The sequence below is a fragment of the Variovorax sp. FG153 genome (genome assembly GCF_057809595.1).
Window position 1 is genome coordinate 1 of sequence record NZ_JBMDKG010000083.1, and the last position, 19642, is coordinate 19642.

Sequence of the window (19642 nt, forward strand, 5' to 3'; positions counted from 1 at the left end):
CGTCCCGCCGCGGCCTTCGCACGTCCGGACCGGTCAGGACTTCTTCGCCGGGCCCATCGACTTGCGGAGCTCCGCGCAGTAGTCCTTCTCGGGCAGCGGCGCGGTGCGCCAGGTGCGGTCGTAGCCGACCGACGTCGCCGCGGCATCGGCGGGCGCGGCGAGCAGGCGCACGGTCTTGAACGAGACCTCGTCGGGCAGGTGCTGCGCCACGCCGAGCTGGCGGTCGACATGGCCCGCGCCCGCGATCAGCAGCACGGTGCGGCCCGGCTGGCGCGCCTTGACGATGGCCTGGGCCATGGCGCGGTCGCGGCCGACCTGGATCCGGGTCATCGGCACGATCTGCGATTCGGGCAGCAGCTTGCAGTGACCCTCGCGCACGGCGTCCTGCTGCGCGGTGTAGGCCTCGCCGTTGAGCTGCACGTCGAGCGAAACGTCGGCCATCGCGTCCTTCATGCGCGCGCGCGGCAGGTTGGCGCCGACCACCGGCACGCCGGCGCGCACCGCGGCCATCACGGCCGGACCGTAGTCGGCCCAGGGCCAGGCCTTGTCGTTCCAGCTCAGCGCGGTGCGCACCTGGGCCTCGGTGGCCGCGGCCGGCAGGTGCGCGGTGCCGTTGCCTTCCTCGGCCATCTCGAGCGCCAGCGCCGCGAGCCGGCCGCGCGCGGCCAGCGCCTCGACCGTCTCGCGCTCGATCGCATGGTGCTCGGGGGCATCGTGCTGCTCGCCGAGCAGCAGGGCGTCGGTGGGCAGCAGGGCCTCGACGCGGCGGGCGATGGGGGCGTCGGGCGCCTCGGCACCGCCGGGCCAGCCCGCGCAGCCGGCGATGAGGGTGCTGCCCAGAAGAGCAAGCAGGAGGGCGGAGACGGGCCGGTGCGCGAAAGACATCGCGCCATACTACGCAACGGCGCCGCGCGCGCTGCCGTCCTTTGCCCCTACCGCCTGTCCGTCCGTTCCGCGTGTCCCTTTCCTTCCCGGTCCGCGTGCTGGCCACGCTGCTGCTCGCCTTCGTGGCGGCCCAGATCTGCCTCGCGCTCCATACCCCGCTGCCCTGGATGATCGGCCCGCTGCTCGCGGTGTCGCTGGCCTCGATCGCGGGCGCGCCCACGGCCAGCCACGTGCCGTTGCGCAACGCCGGGCAGTGGACCATCGGCACCGCGCTGGGCCTGTACTTCACGCCGCACGTGGTCGCGCTGGTGGCCAGCGTCTGGTGGGCGATCGTGCTCGCGATCGCCTGGGCGCTGCTGCTGGGCTGGGGCTTCGGGCGCTGGCTCTACGGCCTGCATGCGTCGCGCATGCCCCAGGTGCCGGAGCGCTCCATGAGAGCCACGACTTACTTCGCGGGTGCGATCGGCGGCGCCTCGGAGATGACGCTGCTGGCCGAGGCCCAGGGCGCGCGCACCGACCTGGTGGCCGCGGCCCACAGCCTGCGCGTGCTGATCGTGACGGTGACGATCCCGTTCGCGATGCAGTGGAGCGGGCTGCACGGCCTGGAGATCAACCCGCCGAGCGCGCGCGAGGTGAACCCCGGCGGCCTCGCGCTGCTGGCGGTGGCCACGGGCGCGGGCGGCTTGGCGATGCGCGCGCTGGGCCGCACCAACCCGTGGTTCATGGGCGCGCTGCTGGTCGCGATGGCTTTCACCGTCGCCGGGCTGTCGCTGTCGGCGGTGCCGGGGTGGATGTCGAATGCCGCGCAGCTGGTGATCGCCGTCAGCCTGGGCGTGCGCTTCAGCCGCGAGTTCCTGCACACCGCGCCGCGCTGGCTGGGCTCGGTCACGGTGGGCACGCTGGCCATGCTCGTGGTGTGCGCCGGCGTGGCCTGGCTGCTGGCCTGGGCCACCGGGCTGCATCCGGCCACCATGATCCTCGGCACCTCGCCGGGCGGCATCGCCGAGATGTCGATCACGGCCAAGGTGCTGCAGCTCGGGGTGCCGGTGGTGACGGCGTTCCAGGTCTGCCGGCTGGTGGCCGTTTTGCTGCTTGTGGGGCCGATGTTCCGGTGGATCTACCGGTAAGGCCCAAAGAAAAAGCGCCCCGCGGGGCGCTTCGTTACTGGCACGGGGCTCGGCTCAGTGCACCAGAAGCGGCGTCTGCGCCAGCTCGGCATAGCCCTCGAGCGTGTCCTCCACCTCTTCCTGGGTCGGCGTGTTGAGCTGCCAGGCCGCGATCTGCTGGCGGAACAGCTCGGCCCAGGAACCGTCGAGGTAGAGCTCCTTGCCGGAACGCTTGTCGACGATCTCGAAGCCGTGGCGCTCGAGCACCGGCACGTTGGGTTCGGCAGGAACCTCGCCTTCGTTCGGCTGCACGTGCACGACGACGAAGGAATCCGAGTCGTAAAGCATGTTCATGGCGGGGCCTGTGAGGATGTCGAGGGCGTTCATGAGGGTTACATAGCAATCAACGCGCCAGTTTCAAGATGGGTTGTCGTGTTGCCATTAAAACGTTTGGATGCCTGGTTTTTCGCATCAACCGGGGGGCGTGGTGGGTAGGGGTTTGCGCAATTGGGCGTCGGCGAAGTCGCCGTTCGGCTCGGTCTGGCGGATCCGCACCGGCAGGTAGCCATGGGCCGGGGCCAGCCAGAGCTCGACTTTCCGGTCGAAAGGCTTGCGTGGATCGCGCGTGAGCTTGCGCGCCAGGTACTCGCCGGCCGGCAGGTTCAGTTTCTCCTCGTCGCCGACCACGAACACCCAGACGTCGGCATCGCGCGCGCCCACGGTCTGGATCGCGATCCGCGTGCCGGCCGGGTAGCGCTCGGGGCTGGCCGCCAGCAGGCCGCCGAGCTGCATCATGACGCTCATGCGGTCCTGCGCGCCGGGCTGGAGCGGCACGGGCGGCGCGTTGTTGCTGAACACCACCTCGCCGCGGTCGCGCGCGAAATGCGAGGCCACCTCGGCCTTGCGGCTCTCGGAATAGCGCTCGGGCTCCAGCCCCGAGGGGCCGATCACCCCAGTGCTGCGCCAGTTCAGCAAGGTGAAGAAGACGGCCTTGAGCGTCAGCCGGCCGTCGTAGCGGGTGCCGTCCTGCAGCCACACCAGCTCGCCAAACACGCCGCGCTGCGGCGAGGCGCCGATCTGGCCCGTGGCCTCGAAATCGAGCGTGACCGAGCCCGGGATGCGCAGCGACTGGGTGCCGGCCATCGTGGCGGGCGCTTCGCCGGCGCCGGTGGCGGGCGCGCTGCCCGGTGTGGCGGGTGGGGTGGCGGCCGCGCTGGCGGGCGGCTCGGGCGCGGGTGCTGCTCCTGAATCGGGAGCAGCCTGCGCCACCAGGTCGGGTGTTTCGGGATCCTTGGCCGCAGTGGCCTCGGGCGCGGGATCGGGCGAGGGCGCGGCCGCCGCAGGGACCGGATCGGGCTTCGGACGCGGCGCGTGCACCGCGCGCGGCCGCAGCGGCCGGGTCGGCGCGGGCGGGGCCGTCGCGGCGGGCGGCGGCGCCGCCGCGGGCGTTTCGGCCACCGGCGGCGCGATCACGATGGTGCGCGTGCTGAACTTGGTGATCGGCGACGCGGGCTCGGCCCCGAGCCCGGCCGGCGCGAGGCCCAGCAGCGCCATGTGCGCGAGCGCCACCAGCAGCGTCAGCAGCGCCAGCGCCCGCCACGAGGGCCGCCAGGGCGCCGGGGAGGAGGGTGGGGGAGCGACGGTCGTCGGCATGGAAGGTGGAGTGGGCGCCGCCACCGAGGTTCATCGGGGCCACCTCGGTACACTGCCGCCCGTCCAACCAGTTTAGGGGAGCGGCGCGGGGCCCGGCGCGGCGCCCCGTCGCCTTTTTCCCAGCACCACACCATGAAACTCGCCACCCTCAAGGACGGCTCGCGCGACGGCCAGCTCGTCGTCGTGTCGCGCGACCTCACGCTCGCCCACTACGCCACCGGCATCGCCCACCGCCTGCAGCAGGTGCTCGACGACTGGGGTTTCATGGCGCCGCAGTTGCAGGACCTGTATGCCGCGCTCAACGCCGGCCGCGCGCGCCACGCCTTTCCCTTCGATCCCGTCCAGTGCATGGCGCCGCTGCCGCGCGCCTACCAGTGGGCCGACGGCTCGGCCTACCTCAATCACGTCGAGCTGGTGCGCAAGGCGCGCAATGCCGAGGTGCCCGAGAGCTTCTACCAGGACCCGCTGATGTACCAGGGCGGCAGCGACGACTTCATCGGCCCGACCGACGACGTGGTCGTGCCCAGCGAGGCCATGGGCATCGACTTCGAGGCCGAGATCGCGGTCGTCACCGGCGACGTGAAGATGGGCGCCACGCCCGAGCAGGCGCTCGACGGCATCCGCCTCGTGATGCTGGCCAACGACGTCAGCCTGCGCAACCTGATCCCGGCCGAACTCGCCAAGGGCTTCGGCTTCTTCCAGAGCAAGCCAGCCACCGCCTTCAGTCCCGTGGCCGTGACCCTCGACGAGCTCGGCGAGGCCTGGATCGGCGGCCGCGTGCACCTCGCGCTGCAGAGCAGCTGGAACGGCCGCAAGGTCGGCCTGTGCGAGGCCGGCCCCGAGATGACCTTCCATTTCGGCCAGCTCATCGCCCACGTCGCCAAGACGCGCAACGTGCGCGCCGGCAGCATCGTCGGCAGCGGCACCGTGAGCAACCAGGGCGTGGAGAAGAACGGCCGCATGGAATGGCCGCGCGGCTATTCGTGCATCGCCGAGAAGCGCTGCATCGAGACCATCCAGGACGGCGCGCCCTCGACCGAGTTCATGCGCTACGGCGACACCATCCGCATCGAGATGAAGGGGCTCGACGGCCGCTCGATGTTCGGCGCGATCGACCAGGAGATCGTGGCGCCGGGCGGGCGCGCGAAGGCGGCGGCGGACGAGGCCGCGAAGCCCGCGCCGGTGGCCGCGCCCGACGACGCGGCCGAGGCGCAGGCTTCCGAGGACTGAGCGCGCCCGCTCACTGCGCCGCGGGCCAGCCGCGCAGCAATTCCTTCTGCGACCGTATCCCCAGCCGCCGGAACGCCCGGTACTGGTGGGTGCGCACGGTCGTGAGCTCGACCCCGATCTCGCGCGCCGCCTCCTTCGCGGTGCGCCCGGCCATCAGGTGGCCGATGACCTCGCGCTCGCGCAGGCTCAGCGTGAGCAGCCGCGAGGCCAGCGCCGGTGCCGTGGCCTCGCGCGCGGCCACGGCGCTGCGGCCGTGGGCGGTGGTGGCATCGGCCAGCAGGGTGGCGTGGCGCTCGATGACGGCGAAGTCGGCGGCGCCGAACTCGGGCTGCGCCAGGCTGCGGTAGAAGCTCACGGCCACGCGCTGGCCCGTGGGCAGCAGCAACAGCACCGAGGCGCGCTCGCGGATGCCGACGTCGCCATAGCAGGCGGCGCGGTAGGCCGGATCGGCCACCTCGTCGCCGAGCTGGTGGCCCAGCCACAGCTGCGCGCGCCGCGGCAGCTTGCGCGCGGCCAGCCAGGCCATGTTGGGATCGAGCAGGTCGAAGCGCTGCGCCACGTAGCGCTCGGCCGTGCGCTCGGCCGTGCTGCCGTAGCTGCTGGCCGCCGACACGGTCTCGATGCGGCCGCTGGCGCCGACCGCGAACACGGTGCAGAAGGTGACGGGCATCACGCGCTGCATCGCGGCGAGGTAGCTGGCCGCGAGGTGCGGCGTGCCGACGCCGGCGAGCACGTCGCCGACCACGCTGGCCGACAGCGTGGCCTCGGGCGCGGCGGGAAGGCGCCAGCGTTTCATGGGGCGGGGAGAGGGCAGGGGATTCGGGTAAACACTTCGTACGAAGTTATGACAATGCGGCGGCGGGCGCGTCGGGACAATCCCGGGCATGAACCGCCCCGTTGCTCCCTCGAATCCCTCGCCGGCCGCGCGCCCCGGCGATGCCGCCGGCGGACCGCTGCCGCCGGCAGCGGCCGGCCTGCCGCCCTCGGTCGGCGCCTTCGACTACACGCGCTACCCGGTGCGCCTGCCGGCGCTCGCGGCCGACGGCCTCGAGGCCGTGGCGGGCGGCAGCCATCCGGTGGTGATCGCGGGCGGCGGCCCGGTCGGCATGGCGCTCGCCCTGGGGCTCGCCAACCACGGCGTGCGCAGCGTGATCCTCGAGGCCGACGACACGGTCTGCGTGGGCAGCCGCGCGGCCTGCATCTCGCGCCGCAGCCTGGAGATCATGGCGCGCCTGGGCGTGCTGCCGGCCTTCCTGGCCAAGGGCCTGCCGTGGACCGGCGGGCGCAGCTTCTACAAGACCGAGGAGGTGTTCCGCTTCGAGATGCCGCACGACGCGCGGCAGAAGCTGCCGCCGATGATCAACCTCGAGCAGTACTACGCCGAGCACTACCTGCTCGAGGAGATCGAGCGCCGCAACGCCGCGGCGCCGGGGCTGATCGACATCCGCTGGGGCACCGAGCTCACCGGCCTTTCGCAGGACGACGCGGGCGTGCTGCTCGAGGCGCGCAACGCGCAGGGCGAGTACAGGCTGCGCGGCCAGTGGCTCGCGGCCTGCGACGGCGGCCAGAGCTTCGTGCGCAAGGCGCTGGGCCTGGCGCTCGAGGGCACGGGCTACGAAGGCCGCTACGTGATCATCGACATCGAACTCAAGAGCGGCCACCCGACCGAGCGCCGCGCCTGGTTCGACCCGCCGTGGAACCCGGGCTCGACCGTGCTGATGCACCGGCAGCCCGACGACATCTGGCGCATCGACTACCAGCTGCGCGCCGGCCAGAGCACGGAGGAGGCGCTGCAGCCGCCGGCCGTGGCCGAGTTCGTGCAGCGCCATCTCGACGCCATCGGCGAGGGCCACCTGCCGTGGAAGACGGTCTGGACCTCGGTCTACCGCGCCGGCGCGATGACGCTCGCGAGCTACCGCCATGGCCGCGTGCTGTTCGCGGGCAACGCGGCGCATGCGATGCCGATCTTCGGCGTGCGCGGCCTCAACTCGGGCTTCGACGATGCCGACAACCTGGCCTGGAAGCTGGCCTTCGTGGCGCGCGGCCTGTCGGAGGCCGCGCTGCTCGACAGCTACTCGGCCGAGCGCATCGCCGCCTTCCACGTCAATGCCGAGAACGCGATGCGCAGCACCGAGTTCATGTCGCCGCCCTCGCGCGGCTTCGACCTGCTGCGCGAGGCCGCGCTGTCGCTGTCGGGCGCGCACCGCGGCATCGCGCAACTGATCAATCCGCGCCAGACGCAGGCGGTGCGCTACGAGGATTCGCCGCTGTCGAGCGAAGATGGCGACGCGCTGCCCGCGGGCCCGCTGCCCGGCGAGGCGATGCCCGAGCAGCAGCTCGCGCAGGGCCATCTCACCGACCGGATCGGCGCGTGCTTCACGTTGCTCGTGCTGCGGCCCGCGGGCGCGGATTTCGAACTGCCGGCCGGCGACATCGCCGCGGCGCGCACCGGTGCCCTGCCGTTCGCGCTGTGCACCGTCGCGGCCGACGGCCCCGCCGATGCCCATGCCGACGCGCGGGTGTTCGAGGCCCTCGGCGCGCGCGAGGGCGCCGTCTACCTGCTGCGCCCCGATGGCCACGTGGCCGCGCGCTGGCGCCGCCTGGGCGCGGGCGTGCTGCCGCGCGCGCTCGAACGCGCGGCCGCCGCCGTGCAACTGGAGACCCTCGCCGCATGACCACCGCACTTCCCACCCTGGCCCCCGAGGCCCGCGACCGCCTCTACGCCGACTGCGCGAACGCCATCAGCGAGGCCGGCGCCGAGCGCGAATCGCTGTTCCTCGCGCGGCTCGCGCTGCTGCTGTTCGAGCAGGTCGGCGACGAGGCGCGCTGCCGCGCCGCGCTGGCCGACGCGCTGCATGCGCTGCCCGTACCATCGCTGTCCGCAACCGAATGACAACCTGGAGATGACACTCATGGACCGCCGTACCCTTCTTGCCACGCTCGCCTCGGGCGCCGCCGTGGCCGCCGCGCCCTTCGCCCGCGCGCAGGACTATCCCTCGCAACTGATCCGCTGGGTGGTGCCCTATCCCGCGGGCGGCGGCACCGACGTGATCGCGCGCGCGCTGGCCGAGGCCATGCGCCAGACGCTGGGCCAGCAGATCGTGATCGACAACCGTCCCGGCGCCTCGACCAACATCGGCGCCGACATGGTCGCCAAGAGCAAGCCCGACGGCTACACCGTGCTGTCGGCCGACAACGCCGTGCTGGCCTTCAACGAACACCTGTTCGGCAAGCTGCCCTTCAACCCCGAGAAGGACTTCAGCTACATCGGCGCGATCGGCAAGTTCCCGCTGGCGCTGGTGGTGCATCCGGACTTCCCGGCCAAGAACTTCAAGGAGTTCCTGGCCTACGTGAAGGCCAACCCCGGCAAGGTCAACTACGCCTCGCCGGGCAACGGCTCGCCGCATCACCTGGCGATGGAGATGTTCAAGGTGCGCACCGGCACCTTCATCACCCACATCCCCTACCGCGGCGCGGCCCCGGCCATGGCCGACGTGATGGGCGGCCAGGTGCCGTGCATGTTCCTCGACCTGGCCTCGGGCCTGTCGATCATGAAGGGCAACAAGGTGCGCGTGCTGGCCATCGGCTCGGGCGCGCGCAGCAAGCTGCTGCCCGAGGTGCCGACGCTGGCCGAGGTGGGCGTGTCGAACTCCGAGGTGTTCGCGTTCCAGGGCGTGCTCGGCCCGGCCGGGCTGCCAGCGCCGGTGGTGAACAAGCTCAACGGCGACCTCAACCGCGCCTTCGGCAATCCGCAGGTGCAGAAGCGCTTCGAGGACTTCGGCATGGAAGCCATGCCCGGGACGCCGGCGCAGTTCGCGGCGCTGTCGCGCGCCGAGTCGAAGCGCTGGGGCCCGATCATCAAGCAGGCAGGCATCAAGCTCGACTGATCGCCCCGGGGGCGGCTCGTCAGCGCGCGTAGGCCTTGCGCGAGCCGTCCTCGAACACCTCGTCGTCGCGCACCAGTTCGCCGTTCTCGTCCCAGCCGCGCTCGCGCGTGACGCGGCCGCGCGCGTCGAAGCTCGATTCGGCGACCAGCGTGCCCTTCTCGTCGAAGCGCTGGTGCGTGCCCTGCGGCAGTTGCCGCGCGCCGCGCCCGCCCACGAGGTAGCGGCCCAGCGCGGCGCGCTGGCCGTTGTCGTGGAACTCGGTGACCAGCACCGTGCGTGCATTGCCCGCGCCGCTGTAGACCGACCTGGTGTGCGGCTGGCCGTTGAGGTAGTAGCTGTCGTCGCCGATCGGCTCGCCGGCGCTGTTCCAGCGCTGGTCGCGCACCAGCGTGCCGCGCTCGGAGAACTCCTGGTCGCGCAGGCGGATCGCCGAGCGCGACGCCCCCAGCAGCGAGACGGTCTCGCGGCGCTTCACGCCCTCGGAAGAGAACTGGCGCTCGGTGCGCTGGTTGCCGTTGATCTCGTCGAGCTGCGAGGGCTTGCCGTTGTCGTAGAAATCCTGCGTGCGCACGCGCTTGCCGGCCAGGTAGGACTGGCGCGAGCGCAGGATGCCGCGCGCGTCGAACAGCTCGACCTGCGAGGGCGCGCCGCCGAAGCCGCACAGCCGCGCGTCGTCGGCCGCGGGCGCCAGCATCGGCGCGTTGCCGCAGCGCAGCGCCGAGAGCTGGCCGCGCTCGGTGAATTCGGCCGAGGCCCGGTCGCCGCCCTGCTCGGGATAGAAGCTGGCGCGGCGCAGCTTGCCGCTGGCATGGAAGCTTCGCACCAGGCCGCGTTCCTGGCCGTCGTCGTAGGTGGCTTCGCGCAGCACCTGGCCGCCGGGCGCGAACTCGCGCGCCAGGCCGTGCATGTTGCCCTTGGCGTTGAGCGTGTGCTCCTTCGCGAGCCGGCCGTTCTCGTAGACGCGCACCAGGCCCATGAAGACGCCGTTCTGGATCTGCTCCTCGCGCAGCAGCTGGCCGCTGCCGCGGTCCTTGCAGCGCAGCACGCCGGTCTTGCGCGCGGTCTCGCCGCCGTTGGCGGGGTTGACCGCCTGGCCGTTGAGCTCGCAGTCCTGCGCCGCGCGCGCGGCGGTCGCGCCGGCGAACAGCAGCGCCAGCGATGTGGCCAGGGCCAGCCGCGCCGCGAGCCGCGGAACATCGACCGGCCGGACCGGAGCGTGGGTCACTTGTCGTAAAGCGCGTCGAGCGAGCGGAAGCCCTTGGCCTCGATCGGGTTGCCGAAGGGGTCGCAGAAGAACATGGTCCACTGCTCGCCCGGCTGGCCTTCGAAGCGCACCTGGGGCTTGAGCACGAAGTCGGTGCCGGCGGCCTCGAGCCGCGCGGCCAGCGCCTGCCAGTCGGGCAGGGCCAGCACGATGCCGAAGTGCGGCATCGGCACCATCGCATCGCCGACGCGGCCGGTGCGCGTGGTGGCGAAGGGTTCGCCCAGGTGGAGCGAGATCTGGTGGCCGAAAAAGTCGAAATCGACCCAGGTGTCGGTGCTGCGGCCTTCGGCGCAGCCGAGGGCCTCGCCATAGAAGCGGCGCGCGACGTCGAGGTCGCGCACGTGGAAGGCGAGATGGAAGATGCTCTGCATGTTCCGGATTATGGGCAGCGGTGCTGTTGTAATGCCGGACTTTCTTTCTTCATGGAGCGAGCCTTGCGGATACTCCGGGCACTGGTTGCACCGAGGCGCGAAATCGACAAGCCGGCCGATCGGTCGGCACGGCGCATGCGCCTGGTCTCCTCATCTTTCCTCTCTTCCTTCCGTTTCTCCTTCTCCTGGGCGCGCGGCGCGTTGCCGGCCCTGGTCGGCGCCTGCTGCGCGCTGGCCGGCGTGGCGGCGCAGGCGGCCTGCCCGCCCTCGGCCATCGGCAGCCTCGAGCGCTCGCGCAGTTCGAGCGACCAGCGCAGCGGCGCCGACCGCGGCCTGCTGTGGCGCATCGAGAAGGACGGCCGCACCTCGTGGCTGTACGGCACCATCCACCTCGGGCGCGCGCCCTGGCTGCGCCCCGGCCCGACCGTGCAGCGCGCGCTCGGCCAGAGCGATGCGCTGGCGCTCGAGATCGACGTGCGCGATCCCGCCGCGATGAAGCCGCTGACCCAGCCGGCCGACCCGGCGCTGGTCGCGCGGCTGCTCAGCGGCGAGCGCGCGCAGCGGCTGGCGCGGCAGAACGAGATCGCCTGCGTGACGCCGGGCGCCAACGCGGCGCTGCAGCCGATCCTGCAGGTGACGGCGCTGACCGGACTGGCCGGTCGGGCCGACGGCCTCTATCCCGACTTCGGCATCGACGAGATGCTGGCCGTGTGGGCGCGCAACGCCAACAAGCCGGTGTTCGCGCTCGAGAACCCGACCGCCCAGCTCGAGATGCTGACCGGCGGCTCCGAGGAGGAGGAGGCGGCGCAGATCGATTCGGCGCTCGACGAACTCGAGTCGGGCCAGCTGCGCACCCAGCTCAAGGAGCTGGCCGACGCCTGGGCGCGCGGCGACCTCGCGCGGCTCGCGCGCTATCCCGAGTGGTGCGACTGCATGCGCACGCCGGCCGAACAGCGGCTGATGACGCGGCTGCTCGACGACCGCAACCCGATCCTGGCGGCCGGCATCGCGCGCATGCACGACGGCGGCCAGCGGGTGTTCGCGGCCGTGGGCGCGCTGCACATGATCGGCGCGCAGGGTCTGCCGACCCTGCTGGCGGCGCAGGGCTTCACGGTGACCGAGGTGCTGCCGGGCGAGCGCGGCACGCTGCCCGCCGCGGCCGAGGAGCCCGAGGCCGAAGCGGCGGCGGCACCGCCCGTGCGATCGGCGCGCGGCAGCCGCTCGGCCAAGGCCGCGCCGGTTCGCGGCAAGGCGGGCGCGCGTGCGGCGGCGCCGGCCAAGGGCGGCAAGGCGGCGCCGAAGGGCGCCAAACCGGCAGCCAAGGCACCGGCCAAATCGGCGGCCAAGCCGGCCGCGAAGGCACCGGCCAAGCCCGCCGCGTCCAAAACGCGCCGATAATCGCGCCCGCCATGCACCTGATGCGCCGCCACACCCGCTTCCTCGGCCTCGCCGGCCGCTGGGTGCTGCTGTGGTTCGCGCTCTCGCTGGGCGCGGCGATCGCCTCGCCGCTCGTGCATCCGCAGGCGATCGAGCTGGTCTGCTCGAGCGCCGGTGCCGTCAAGGCGGTGGTCCACACCGAGGACGGCGTGCAGGAAATGGGCGTCTCGCACATGGACTGCCCGCTGTGCGTGCTGACCGGCGCGCCGCCGCCGGTGCCGCCGGTCGCGACCCTCGACCTTCCCCTGCCGCTGGGGCGCGTGCTCCAGCCGATTCCCGCCGCGCGCCTGGCCGCGGCCACCGCGGCGCCGCTGCCCGCGCGCGGACCGCCTTCGCGCTCCTGAAACCCTCGAGTCCATGGCTGGATGCGCCCGTTCGACGGGCGTCTCCGGTCCTTCCTGGCCAGCGTTTCGTGGAGCAGTCTCCCTGTGAACAAGCATTCCCGCGCCGTGGCGATCGCCATGGCATTCCCGCTGGGCGCCTCGCTCGGCGCGCCCGCCTGGGCGCAACCCGCGCCGGCGGCGGCTGATACGGCCGGCGCCGAGCGCGCGCTCGGCGCCATCACCGTCACCGGCGGCCGGCCGACCTCGCTGCCGGCGCAGATCCCGACCACCATCGAAGGCACGACGCACGCGCAGATCGTCGAGACGGTGAACGCCACCGACAGCGAGGACGCGCTCAAGTACCTGCCGAGCCTGGTCGTGCGCAAGCGCTACATCGGCGACTTCAACCACGCGGTGCTGGCCACGCGCGCCTCGGGCACCGGCAACAGCGCGCGCTCGATGGTCTATGCCGACGGCATCATGCTGTCGAACCCGCTGGGCAACGGCGCCACCTACGCGCCGCGCTGGGGCATGGTCTCGCCCGAGGAGATCGAGCGCGTCGACGTGCTGTACGGACCGTTCTCGGCCGCCTACCCCGGCAACTCGGTGGGCGCGGTGGTCGACTACGTGACGCGCATGCCCGAGAAGTTCGAGGCCCATGTCAAGCTCAGCGGCTTCGTCTCGAACTTCGATCTCTACAACAGCCATTCCTCGCCGGCCGGCCAGCAGCTCGACCTGTCGCTGGGCAGCCGCAGCGGCGACTGGTCGTGGTGGCTCAGCGCCTCGCGCACGCAGAGCAAGGGCCAGGCGCTGGTGTTCGGCAACCGGCTGCTGAGCGCGGGCACGCTCGGCAATGCCGGCACCCCGGTCGCCGGCGCGGTGCTGGGGCTCAACCCCTCGAACCAGCCCTGGTGGCTGGTCGGTGGCGCGACGATCTACGACACCACGCAGGAACAGGCCAAGCTCAAGCTGGCCTACGACTTCTCGCCCACGGTGCGCGCCACCTACACGCTGGGCGCCTGGAACAACACCACGCACGGCAGCGTCGACACCTGGCTGCGCGATCCGCTGGGCCAGCCGGTCTATGGCGGGCGGGTCAACATCGCCGGGCGCAGCTACAACCTCGACGCGCCCAGCGGCGCGCTGGTGCCGACCGAGACCCGGCTCACCCACTACATGCACGGCCTCTCGGTCAAGAGCCACAGCGGCGGCGTGTTCGACTGGGAGGTGGCGGCCAGCCTGTTCGACTACGCGAGCGACACTTCGCGCACGCCGACCACGCCGCTGCCCGGCGCTTTCCTCGGCGGGCCGGGCCGCACCACCGACATGGGCGGCAGCGGCTGGCGCACCTTCAAGGCCGCGGGCACCTGGCGGCCCACCGGCTCGGCCGAGGGCGTGGGCGCGCACGTGGTCGACTTCGGCTTCCAGCAGGACACGGCCAAGCTGCGCACCAGCGTCGGCAACACCCTCGACTGGATCGGCGGCCCGCCGGTCACGCCGTTCTCGGCCTTCAACGGCAACACCCGGCTGCAGTCGCTCTACCTGCAGGACACCTGGCGCTTCGCGCGCGACTGGAAGACCACCCTGGGCCTGCGCCACGAGCGCTGGGAGGCCTGGGGCGGTCAACTCGGCAACGCGACCCGGCTGCTCGACTTCGCGCCGCGGAAGAACAGCTACGACTCGCCCAAGGCCGCGATTGCCTGGCAGGCCACGTCCGACTGGCTGTTCAAGGCCTCGACCGGCCGCGCGGTGCGCATGCCGACCGTGAGCGAGCTCTACCAGGGCTCGATCGACGGCAACCGCATCGTCAACACCGACCCCAACCTGCGGCCCGAGCGCTCGTGGACCACCGAGCTCAGCGCCGAACGCGGCCTCGATGGCTGGGGGCTCGACGGCGTGCTGCGCACCACGCTGTTCTTCGAGCGCACGAAGGACGCGCTCTACAGCCAGGCGCTGACCAACCTCGTGAGCACGGTGCAGAACGTCGATGCCATCCGCACCCGCGGGCTCGAGGTGGCGCTGAACGCCACCGACGTCGGCCTCCGCGGGCTCGACCTCGGCGGCAGCCTCACGCTCGCGAGCTCGAAGATCACGGCCAACCGGGGCTTTCCGGCCAGCGTCGGCCAGCAGCAGCCGCGCGTGCCCAAGGTGCGCGCCACCCTGCTGGCCACCTACCGGCCCGACGCCAACTGGAGCTACACCCTGGGCATGCGCTACAGCGGCAAGCAGTACGGCACGCTCGACAACAGCGATCCGAACGGCTTCGCCTACATGGGCTTCTCGAAGTTCTTCGTGGCCGACCTGCGGGTGCGCTATCGCATCGACCGCCAGTGGAGCGCATCCTTCGGCATCGACAACCTGAACAACAACAAGTACTGGGCCTTCCATCCCTATCCGCAGCGGACCTACGTGGGCGAACTCAAGTTCGACCTCTGACGCCTGCCCTGTCTTCCACCGTCTTTCCTCAAGGAGTACCTCTCATGAACCGTCACCTCACCCTGCGCAGCGTCGCCGCCGCCGTCCTGCTGACCGGCAGCGCCGCCGCCGTGCTGGCCCACGTCACCTTGCCGCCCGGCGGCGTCACCGTGGGCAGCGACTACGACGCCGCCTTCCGCGTCGGCCATGCCTGCGAAGGCGCCAAGTCCACCACCGGCCTGGCGGTGAAGCTGCCCGCGGGCTTCGTGCTGAGCGAGGCGCAGGCGCGCAAGGGCTGGAAGCTCGATGTGCAGAAGGGCGCCGGCGGCGAGGTGCGCTGGACCGCCGAGAACGCGCAGGCCGCGCTGCCCGCCACCGAGAAGGCCGAGTTCGTGGTGCGCGGCAAGGCGCCGGCCACGCCGGGCACGCTGTGGTTCAAGGTGCTGCAGACCTGCGACGTGGGCAGCGCCGACTGGGCCGAGGTGCCGGCCTCGGGCAATTCCACCGCGGGCCTCAAGCGCCCGGCCGCCAAGCTGGACGTGGTGGCGCAAGGTGTCGCCACCGTCGACGTGCGCGACGGCTGGGTGCGCCAGTCGGTGCCGGGCCAGAGCGGCACCGGCGCCTTCATGAAGCTGACTTCGCCCACGGGCACCAAGCTCGTGGGCATCTCCACGCCCGCGGCCGGCGTGGCCGAGGTGCACGAGATGAAGATGGACGGCGACACCATGAAGATGCGCGAACTGAGCGCCGGCCTCGACCTGCCGGCCGGCCAGACGGTGGAGCTCAAGCCGGGCGGCTTCCACGTCATGCTGATGGACCTGAAGGGCGCGGTCGCCAAGGGCACGAACGTGCCGCTGACCCTGAAGTTCGAGGACGCGAAGGGCGTGAAGACCGCGCTCGACGTCACGCTGCCCGTGGGCGCGCCGGCCGGTGCCGACGCGGGCGGGGCCGCGCATCAGCACAAGCATTGAGGCCGCTTCCGCGGCGCCGGGCTGACTAGAGCAACTGGTCCGGCGCCAGCGGCCCGAAGAGCTTGAGCAGCAGGCGCAGGCTCAGGCTGGCATCGGGCTCGGTCCGGCTGTCGGGCAGGCCGCTGCCTTCGGGCGCATGCCAGACCAGCGAACCGTCGACGAGCTCGACGTGCCACGCGCGCTCGCGCAACCCGCGCTCGATCTGATCGGCGGCCAGGCGCGACAGCTCGGTGCTGCGGATCAGCAGCGCGATCTCGGTGTTCTGCAACTGCGAGCGCAGGTCGAGGTTCATCGAGCCGACCACCAGCAGCCGGCCGTCCATCACCAGCACCTTCGAATGCAGCATCGCGCGCGACTCGCCGGTCACGCTGCTGCCGCCGGTCGAGCCGGTGGAGCCGCCGAAGGCGCTGCCCAGGCCGGCCTGCTCGCTGCGCAGTTCGTACAGGCCGATGCCCATCTTGAGCAGTTCCTCGCGGTGGCGCGCATAGCCCACGTGGGCCACCGGCGCGTCGTTCGAGGCCAGCGAATTGGTCAGCACCCGGATGCGCACGCCGCGCGCGCGGGCGGCGGCGAAGGCCTGCTTCATGTCGGCGCCGGGCACGAAGTAGGGCGAGATGATCAGCAGGTCGGAGCGGGCCTGGCCGATGAGCTGCAGCAGTCCTTCGACCACCGTCTCGCTGCCGGCCGCGAGGTCGGAGTCGGCCGTGAGCGCGGCCGCGCTGCGCGAGACCCTGGCCTTGTCCTCGGGCTGGCTCACCACCAGCCCGGGCGCGCGGGCGCCGTCCGGGCCGCCGGGCACGTCGGCCGGGATCTTGCCGGGCTGGTCGGCCAGCATCGCGGCCGGCGCCCAGACGAAACGCGCGCTGCGCAGGTCGAGCGGCTTCTCGTCCCAGGCGCGCGCGCGCTGCTCGGCGGTGGGCGGGCCGTCGGGGCGGGGCTCGCCGTCGGGCGGCTTGGGCTGGTCGCCGGAATTGGCGGTGGCGGGGTCGCGCGCGCGGGCCGATTCCTCGGCCAGCTCCTTGTCGGTCTGGCGCGCGCGCTCGCGGATCGCCTGCAGCTCCTCGCGCGAGACCAGCGACTGCGCCGGGTAGGCGCGCTCGTTGTTCCAGTAGCTGTCGAAGCTGCGCGAGAGGTCCTGCACGATCGGGCCGGCCGCGAGCACGTCGACGTCGATGAAGTTGCCGTTGAGCGAGTTGCCGAAGTAGGCGTCGCCGAGGTTGCGCCCGCCGGTCACGCCCAGCACGTTGTCGGCCAGGAACAGCTTGTTGTGCATGCGCTGCTGGATGCGCGAGGCGTCGCCGGCCGAGTTCAGCAGCCGGCTGAAGGTCGAGCCGCGCGCGCCGGCGAGCGGATTGAACAGCCGCAGCTCGATGTTCGGCACGAAGGCCAGGCCCAGCACCAGCGCGTCGCGGCCGGTGCTGTGGAAGTCGTCGAGCAGGATGCGCACCCGCACGCCGCGCTCGGCCGCGGCGCGCAGGCCGCGCACCAGGCGGCCCGTGCTGGCATCGACGTGGATGGCGTAGTACTGGAGGTCCAGCGTCTTCTGGGCGCCATCGATCAGCGCCAGCCGGCTGCCGTAGGCCGCCTGCGGGCCCGCCAGCAGGAGGAAGCCCGATTCGTAGCGCGCCGCGTCGGCCCGGCGGCGTTCCTGGACCAGCGTGGCCAGCGCCGTGCCGGCCGGGGAGGCCAGGGCATTGGACACCGGGCGGTCCACGTCCTGGGGCAGTTGGGCGCAGGCGCCGAGGACGAGCAGCACGGTCGCCGCCATCGATCGGCCGAGGAACGCTGGAATGAACGGCATGCGGTGGACTCCCCCGGGGCGCTGTCTGTGGTCTGGATTGGGTGGGAGCCGCATGTATAGCCGAGGTCGCGGCCGTCCGGCGTCGGACGGCAGGCGGACTCAGCGGCTCGCGCCCAATTCCTCCTGTCGTTCCATCGCGCTCAGCAGTTCGTCGTCGATCTGCGTATGGCGGGCCGCCAGCTCGGTGGCGCGCGAGGCGTCGGTGGCGTAGATCGCGCCGCCGTCGAGCGCGAGGATTTCCGCGATGCGCTTCTGCTCGGTCTCCAGCGATTCGATCAGCGCGGGGAGGGCGTCGAATTCGCGCTGCTCCTTGTAGCTGAGCTTCTTGCGCGCCGCGCCGGTGGAGGCCGGGGCCACGCTGGCGGCGGGCGGCGGGGGCGCCACGGCGGGCGTGGCGGTCGCGGCCAGGCGCTGCTCGGCGATCTCGCGCGCGCGGCGGGACTGGATCAGCCAGTCCTGCACGCTGCCTTCGTACTCGCGCCAGCGGCCGTCGCCCTCGTAGGCGATGGTGCTGGTCACCACGTTGTCGAGGAAGGTGCGGTCGTGGCTCACGAGGAACACCGTGCCGTCGTAGTCCTGCAGCAGGCCCTCGAGCAGCTCCAGCGTGTCGATGTCGAGGTCGTTGGTCGGCTCGTCGAGCACCAGCACGTTGGCCGGGCGGGCGAACAGGCGCGCCAGCAGCAGCCGGTTGCGCTCGCCGCCGCTCAGCGAGCGCACCGGGGAGTTGGCGCGCGCGGGGGAGAACAGGAAATCCGACAGGTAGCTCTTGACGTGCTTGCGCTGGCTGCCGATCTCGATCCATTCGCTGCCGGGGCTGATGAAGTCCTCGAGCGTGGCATCGAGGTCGAGCTTGTCGCGCATCTGGTCGAAATAGGCGACCTCGAGGTTGGTGCCGCGGCGGATCTTGCCGCTGTCGGGTTCGAGCTCGCCGAGGATCAGCTTGAGCAGCGTGGTCTTGCCCGCGCCGTTGGGGCCGAGCAGGCCGATCTTGTCGCCGCGCAGGATGGTGCCGCTGAAGTTGCGGATCACGGTCTTCTCGCCGAAGGACTTGGAGGCCTCGGTCAGCTCGGCCACGATCTTGCCGCTGGCCTGGCCGGTGGCCACGTCCATGTTGACGCTGCCCTGCACCTCGCGGCGGGCGGCACGGTTGGCGCGCAGCGCCTCGAGGCGTCCGATGCGGCTCTGGCTGCGGGTGCGGCGGGCTTCGACGCCCTTGCGGATCCAGACCTCTTCCTGCGCCAGCAGCTTGTCGGCCTTGGCGTTGATCACCGCTTCCTGGGCCAGCTGCTCTTCCTTCTGCAGCAGGTACTGCTCGAAGTTGCCGGGGTAGGAGCCGAGCTTGCCGCGGTCGAGCTCCACGATGCGGGTGGCGACGCGGTTCAGGAAGCTGCGGTCGTGGGTCACCGTGACCACGCTGCCCTTGAAGTCGATCAGCAGTTGTTCCAGCCACTCGATGGAATCGAGGTCCAGGTGGTTGGTGGGTTCGTCGAGCAGGAGCACGTCGGGCGCCGCGACCAGGGCCTGGGCCAGGGCCACCCGCTTGCGGGTGCCGCCCGACAGGTTGCCGACGCGGGCATTGCGGTCCAGATGGAGGCGATGCAGGGTTTCTTCGACGCGCTGCTCCCAGTTCCAGGCGTCGAAGGCCTCGATCTGGGACTGGAGGGCGTCCAGGTCCAGGCCTTCCGCGCCCGATAGATAGAGGTCCCGCACGGCGATCACCTCGGACAGGCCGGCACTGGCGGCGGTGAACACGTCGGCCTCCATGTCCAGGGCGGGTTCCTGCGCCACATAGGAGACGCGCAGGTGTTGCTGGTACTGGAGGGCGCCGTCGTCGGGCTTCTCCAGTCCTCCCAGTATCTTGAGCAGGGAGGACTTGCCCGCGCCGTTGCGGCCGATCAGGCCGATACGCTCCGATTCGAGCAGCGAGAAGTCCGTGTGATCGAGCAGCGGGACGTGACCGAACGCCAGTTGGGCGTCGAGGAGTGTGATGAGTGCCATGTGGGGCGGATTATCCGAGGAGCCTGTTCTGCCTGCGGCAGCGCGCAGCGCTGCCGCAGGCAGGAAGCCGGGCGGTCGATTTGTTTGCGGCGCTCTTGCAGGGCGGAAGAAATGGCATATACTCGCTGGCTCGGCTGACGATGCGGCAACGCAAATCAGATCGACCAGCCCGAAGGCGAAAGCCGAGGGCAAGTCGATTAAGAAAGTCGAAAAAACTTCTCTCGAAGTTGACGCATGGTGAAAATTCTGTGCATAATCGAGGGCTTCGCTGACTGGCTTCGGCGGTGATGACGAAAGTTGT

The 19642-nt window shown here is 71.6% G+C and carries 17 protein-coding genes; 9 read left to right on the forward strand and 8 right to left on the reverse strand.

From position 1 onward, the window contains the following. Positions 1-33: 33 nt before the first annotated feature. Entirely contained in the window at positions 34-885 is an 852-nt protein-coding gene (locus ACODT0_RS41350; protein ID WP_422098358.1) for a ChaN family lipoprotein, read from the reverse strand. 71 nt (positions 886-956) lie between these two features. Between ACODT0_RS41350 and ACODT0_RS41355 the strand changes: the two genes are divergently transcribed. Next, entirely contained in the window at positions 957-2012 is a 1056-nt protein-coding gene (locus ACODT0_RS41355) for an AbrB family transcriptional regulator (RefSeq protein WP_296740764.1), read from the forward strand. A gap of 54 nt (positions 2013-2066) precedes the next feature. Here ACODT0_RS41355 and ACODT0_RS41360 read toward each other — a convergent pair whose 3' ends face one another. Both ACODT0_RS41360 and ACODT0_RS41365 read right to left on the reverse strand, forming a co-directional pair. Next, entirely contained in the window at positions 2067-2345 is a 279-nt protein-coding gene (locus ACODT0_RS41360; RefSeq protein ID WP_057597632.1) for a BTH_I0359 family protein, read from the reverse strand. Between the two features lie 117 nt (positions 2346-2462). Beyond that, positions 2463-3644, reverse strand: coding sequence for a DUF3108 domain-containing protein (locus ACODT0_RS41365; RefSeq protein WP_489043947.1), 1182 nt, complete (start codon positions 3642-3644; stop codon positions 2463-2465). Positions 3645-3776: 132 nt separating this feature from the next. Here ACODT0_RS41365 and ACODT0_RS41370 point away from each other — a divergent pair, with 132 nt between their 5' ends. Beyond that, entirely contained in the window at positions 3777-4874 is a 1098-nt protein-coding gene (locus ACODT0_RS41370) for a fumarylacetoacetate hydrolase family protein (protein ID WP_489043948.1), read from the forward strand. 10 nt (positions 4875-4884) lie between these two features. Here ACODT0_RS41370 and ACODT0_RS41375 read toward each other — a convergent pair whose 3' ends face one another. Next, positions 4885-5670: a response regulator transcription factor gene (locus ACODT0_RS41375; protein WP_093356030.1), complete on the reverse strand. Its 786-nt coding sequence runs from the start codon at positions 5668-5670 to the stop codon at positions 4885-4887. An 88-nt stretch (positions 5671-5758) separates the two neighbouring features. Here ACODT0_RS41375 and ACODT0_RS41380 point away from each other — a divergent pair, with 88 nt between their 5' ends. Genes ACODT0_RS41380 through ACODT0_RS41390 form a run of 3 tightly spaced genes read left to right on the forward strand, consistent with a single transcriptional unit; the run spans position 5759 to position 8761 of the window. Next, on the forward strand, positions 5759-7549 hold the full coding sequence (locus tag ACODT0_RS41380) for an FAD-dependent monooxygenase (RefSeq protein ID WP_489043949.1): 1791 nt from the start codon (positions 5759-5761) through the stop codon (positions 7547-7549). Beyond that, positions 7546-7767, forward strand: coding sequence for a hypothetical protein (locus tag ACODT0_RS41385; protein WP_057597424.1), 222 nt, complete (start codon positions 7546-7548; stop codon positions 7765-7767). The genes ACODT0_RS41380 and ACODT0_RS41385 overlap by 4 nt, the downstream gene beginning before the upstream one ends. Positions 7768-7786: 19 nt before the next feature. Beyond that, positions 7787-8761: a Bug family tripartite tricarboxylate transporter substrate binding protein gene (locus tag ACODT0_RS41390; protein WP_057597429.1), complete on the forward strand. Its 975-nt coding sequence runs from the start codon at positions 7787-7789 to the stop codon at positions 8759-8761. 19 nt (positions 8762-8780) lie between these two features. Here ACODT0_RS41390 and ACODT0_RS41395 read toward each other — a convergent pair whose 3' ends face one another. Next, positions 8781-9986, reverse strand: coding sequence for a toxin-antitoxin system YwqK family antitoxin (locus tag ACODT0_RS41395; RefSeq protein WP_489043950.1), 1206 nt, complete (start codon positions 9984-9986; stop codon positions 8781-8783). Beyond that, positions 9983-10396 (reverse strand): VOC family protein, encoded by a 414-nt coding sequence (locus tag ACODT0_RS41400; protein WP_057597423.1) that lies wholly within the window; start codon positions 10394-10396, stop codon positions 9983-9985. Before ACODT0_RS41400 ends, ACODT0_RS41395 begins: the two co-directional genes overlap by 4 nt. 135 nt (positions 10397-10531) lie before the next feature. Here ACODT0_RS41400 and ACODT0_RS41405 point away from each other — a divergent pair, with 135 nt between their 5' ends. The 4 genes from ACODT0_RS41405 (at position 10532) to ACODT0_RS41420 (ending at position 15542) form a co-directional block, all read left to right on the forward strand. Next, positions 10532-11794, forward strand: a complete 1263-nt coding sequence (locus tag ACODT0_RS41405; RefSeq protein ID WP_489043951.1) for a TraB/GumN family protein — start codon at positions 10532-10534, stop codon at positions 11792-11794. An 11-nt stretch (positions 11795-11805) separates the two neighbouring features. Beyond that, entirely contained in the window at positions 11806-12177 is a 372-nt protein-coding gene (locus tag ACODT0_RS41410; protein ID WP_057597421.1) for a DUF2946 family protein, read from the forward strand. 117 nt (positions 12178-12294) lie between these two features. Beyond that, a complete protein-coding gene (locus ACODT0_RS41415) occupies positions 12295-14592 on the forward strand; it encodes a TonB-dependent receptor (protein ID WP_489043953.1) in 2298 nt (765 codons plus the stop codon). A 44-nt stretch (positions 14593-14636) separates the two neighbouring features. Continuing rightward, entirely contained in the window at positions 14637-15542 is a 906-nt protein-coding gene (locus ACODT0_RS41420) for a copper chaperone PCu(A)C domain-containing protein (protein WP_489043952.1), read from the forward strand. A 25-nt stretch (positions 15543-15567) separates the two neighbouring features. Here ACODT0_RS41420 and ACODT0_RS41425 read toward each other — a convergent pair whose 3' ends face one another. Together ACODT0_RS41425 and ACODT0_RS41430 are read right to left on the reverse strand one after the other, a co-directional pair. Further along, the gene (locus ACODT0_RS41425; protein ID WP_261210145.1) at positions 15568-17343 is read right to left on the reverse strand and encodes a phospholipase D family protein; all 1776 of its coding nucleotides are present in this window, start codon (positions 17341-17343) and stop codon (positions 15568-15570) included. A 99-nt stretch (positions 17344-17442) separates the two neighbouring features. Next, positions 17443-19341 carry an ATP-binding cassette domain-containing protein gene (locus ACODT0_RS41430; RefSeq protein ID WP_057597884.1) on the reverse strand — a complete coding sequence of 633 codons (1899 nt, stop codon included), beginning with the start codon at positions 19339-19341 and terminating at the stop codon, positions 17443-17445. Positions 19342-19642 lie beyond the last annotated feature (301 nt).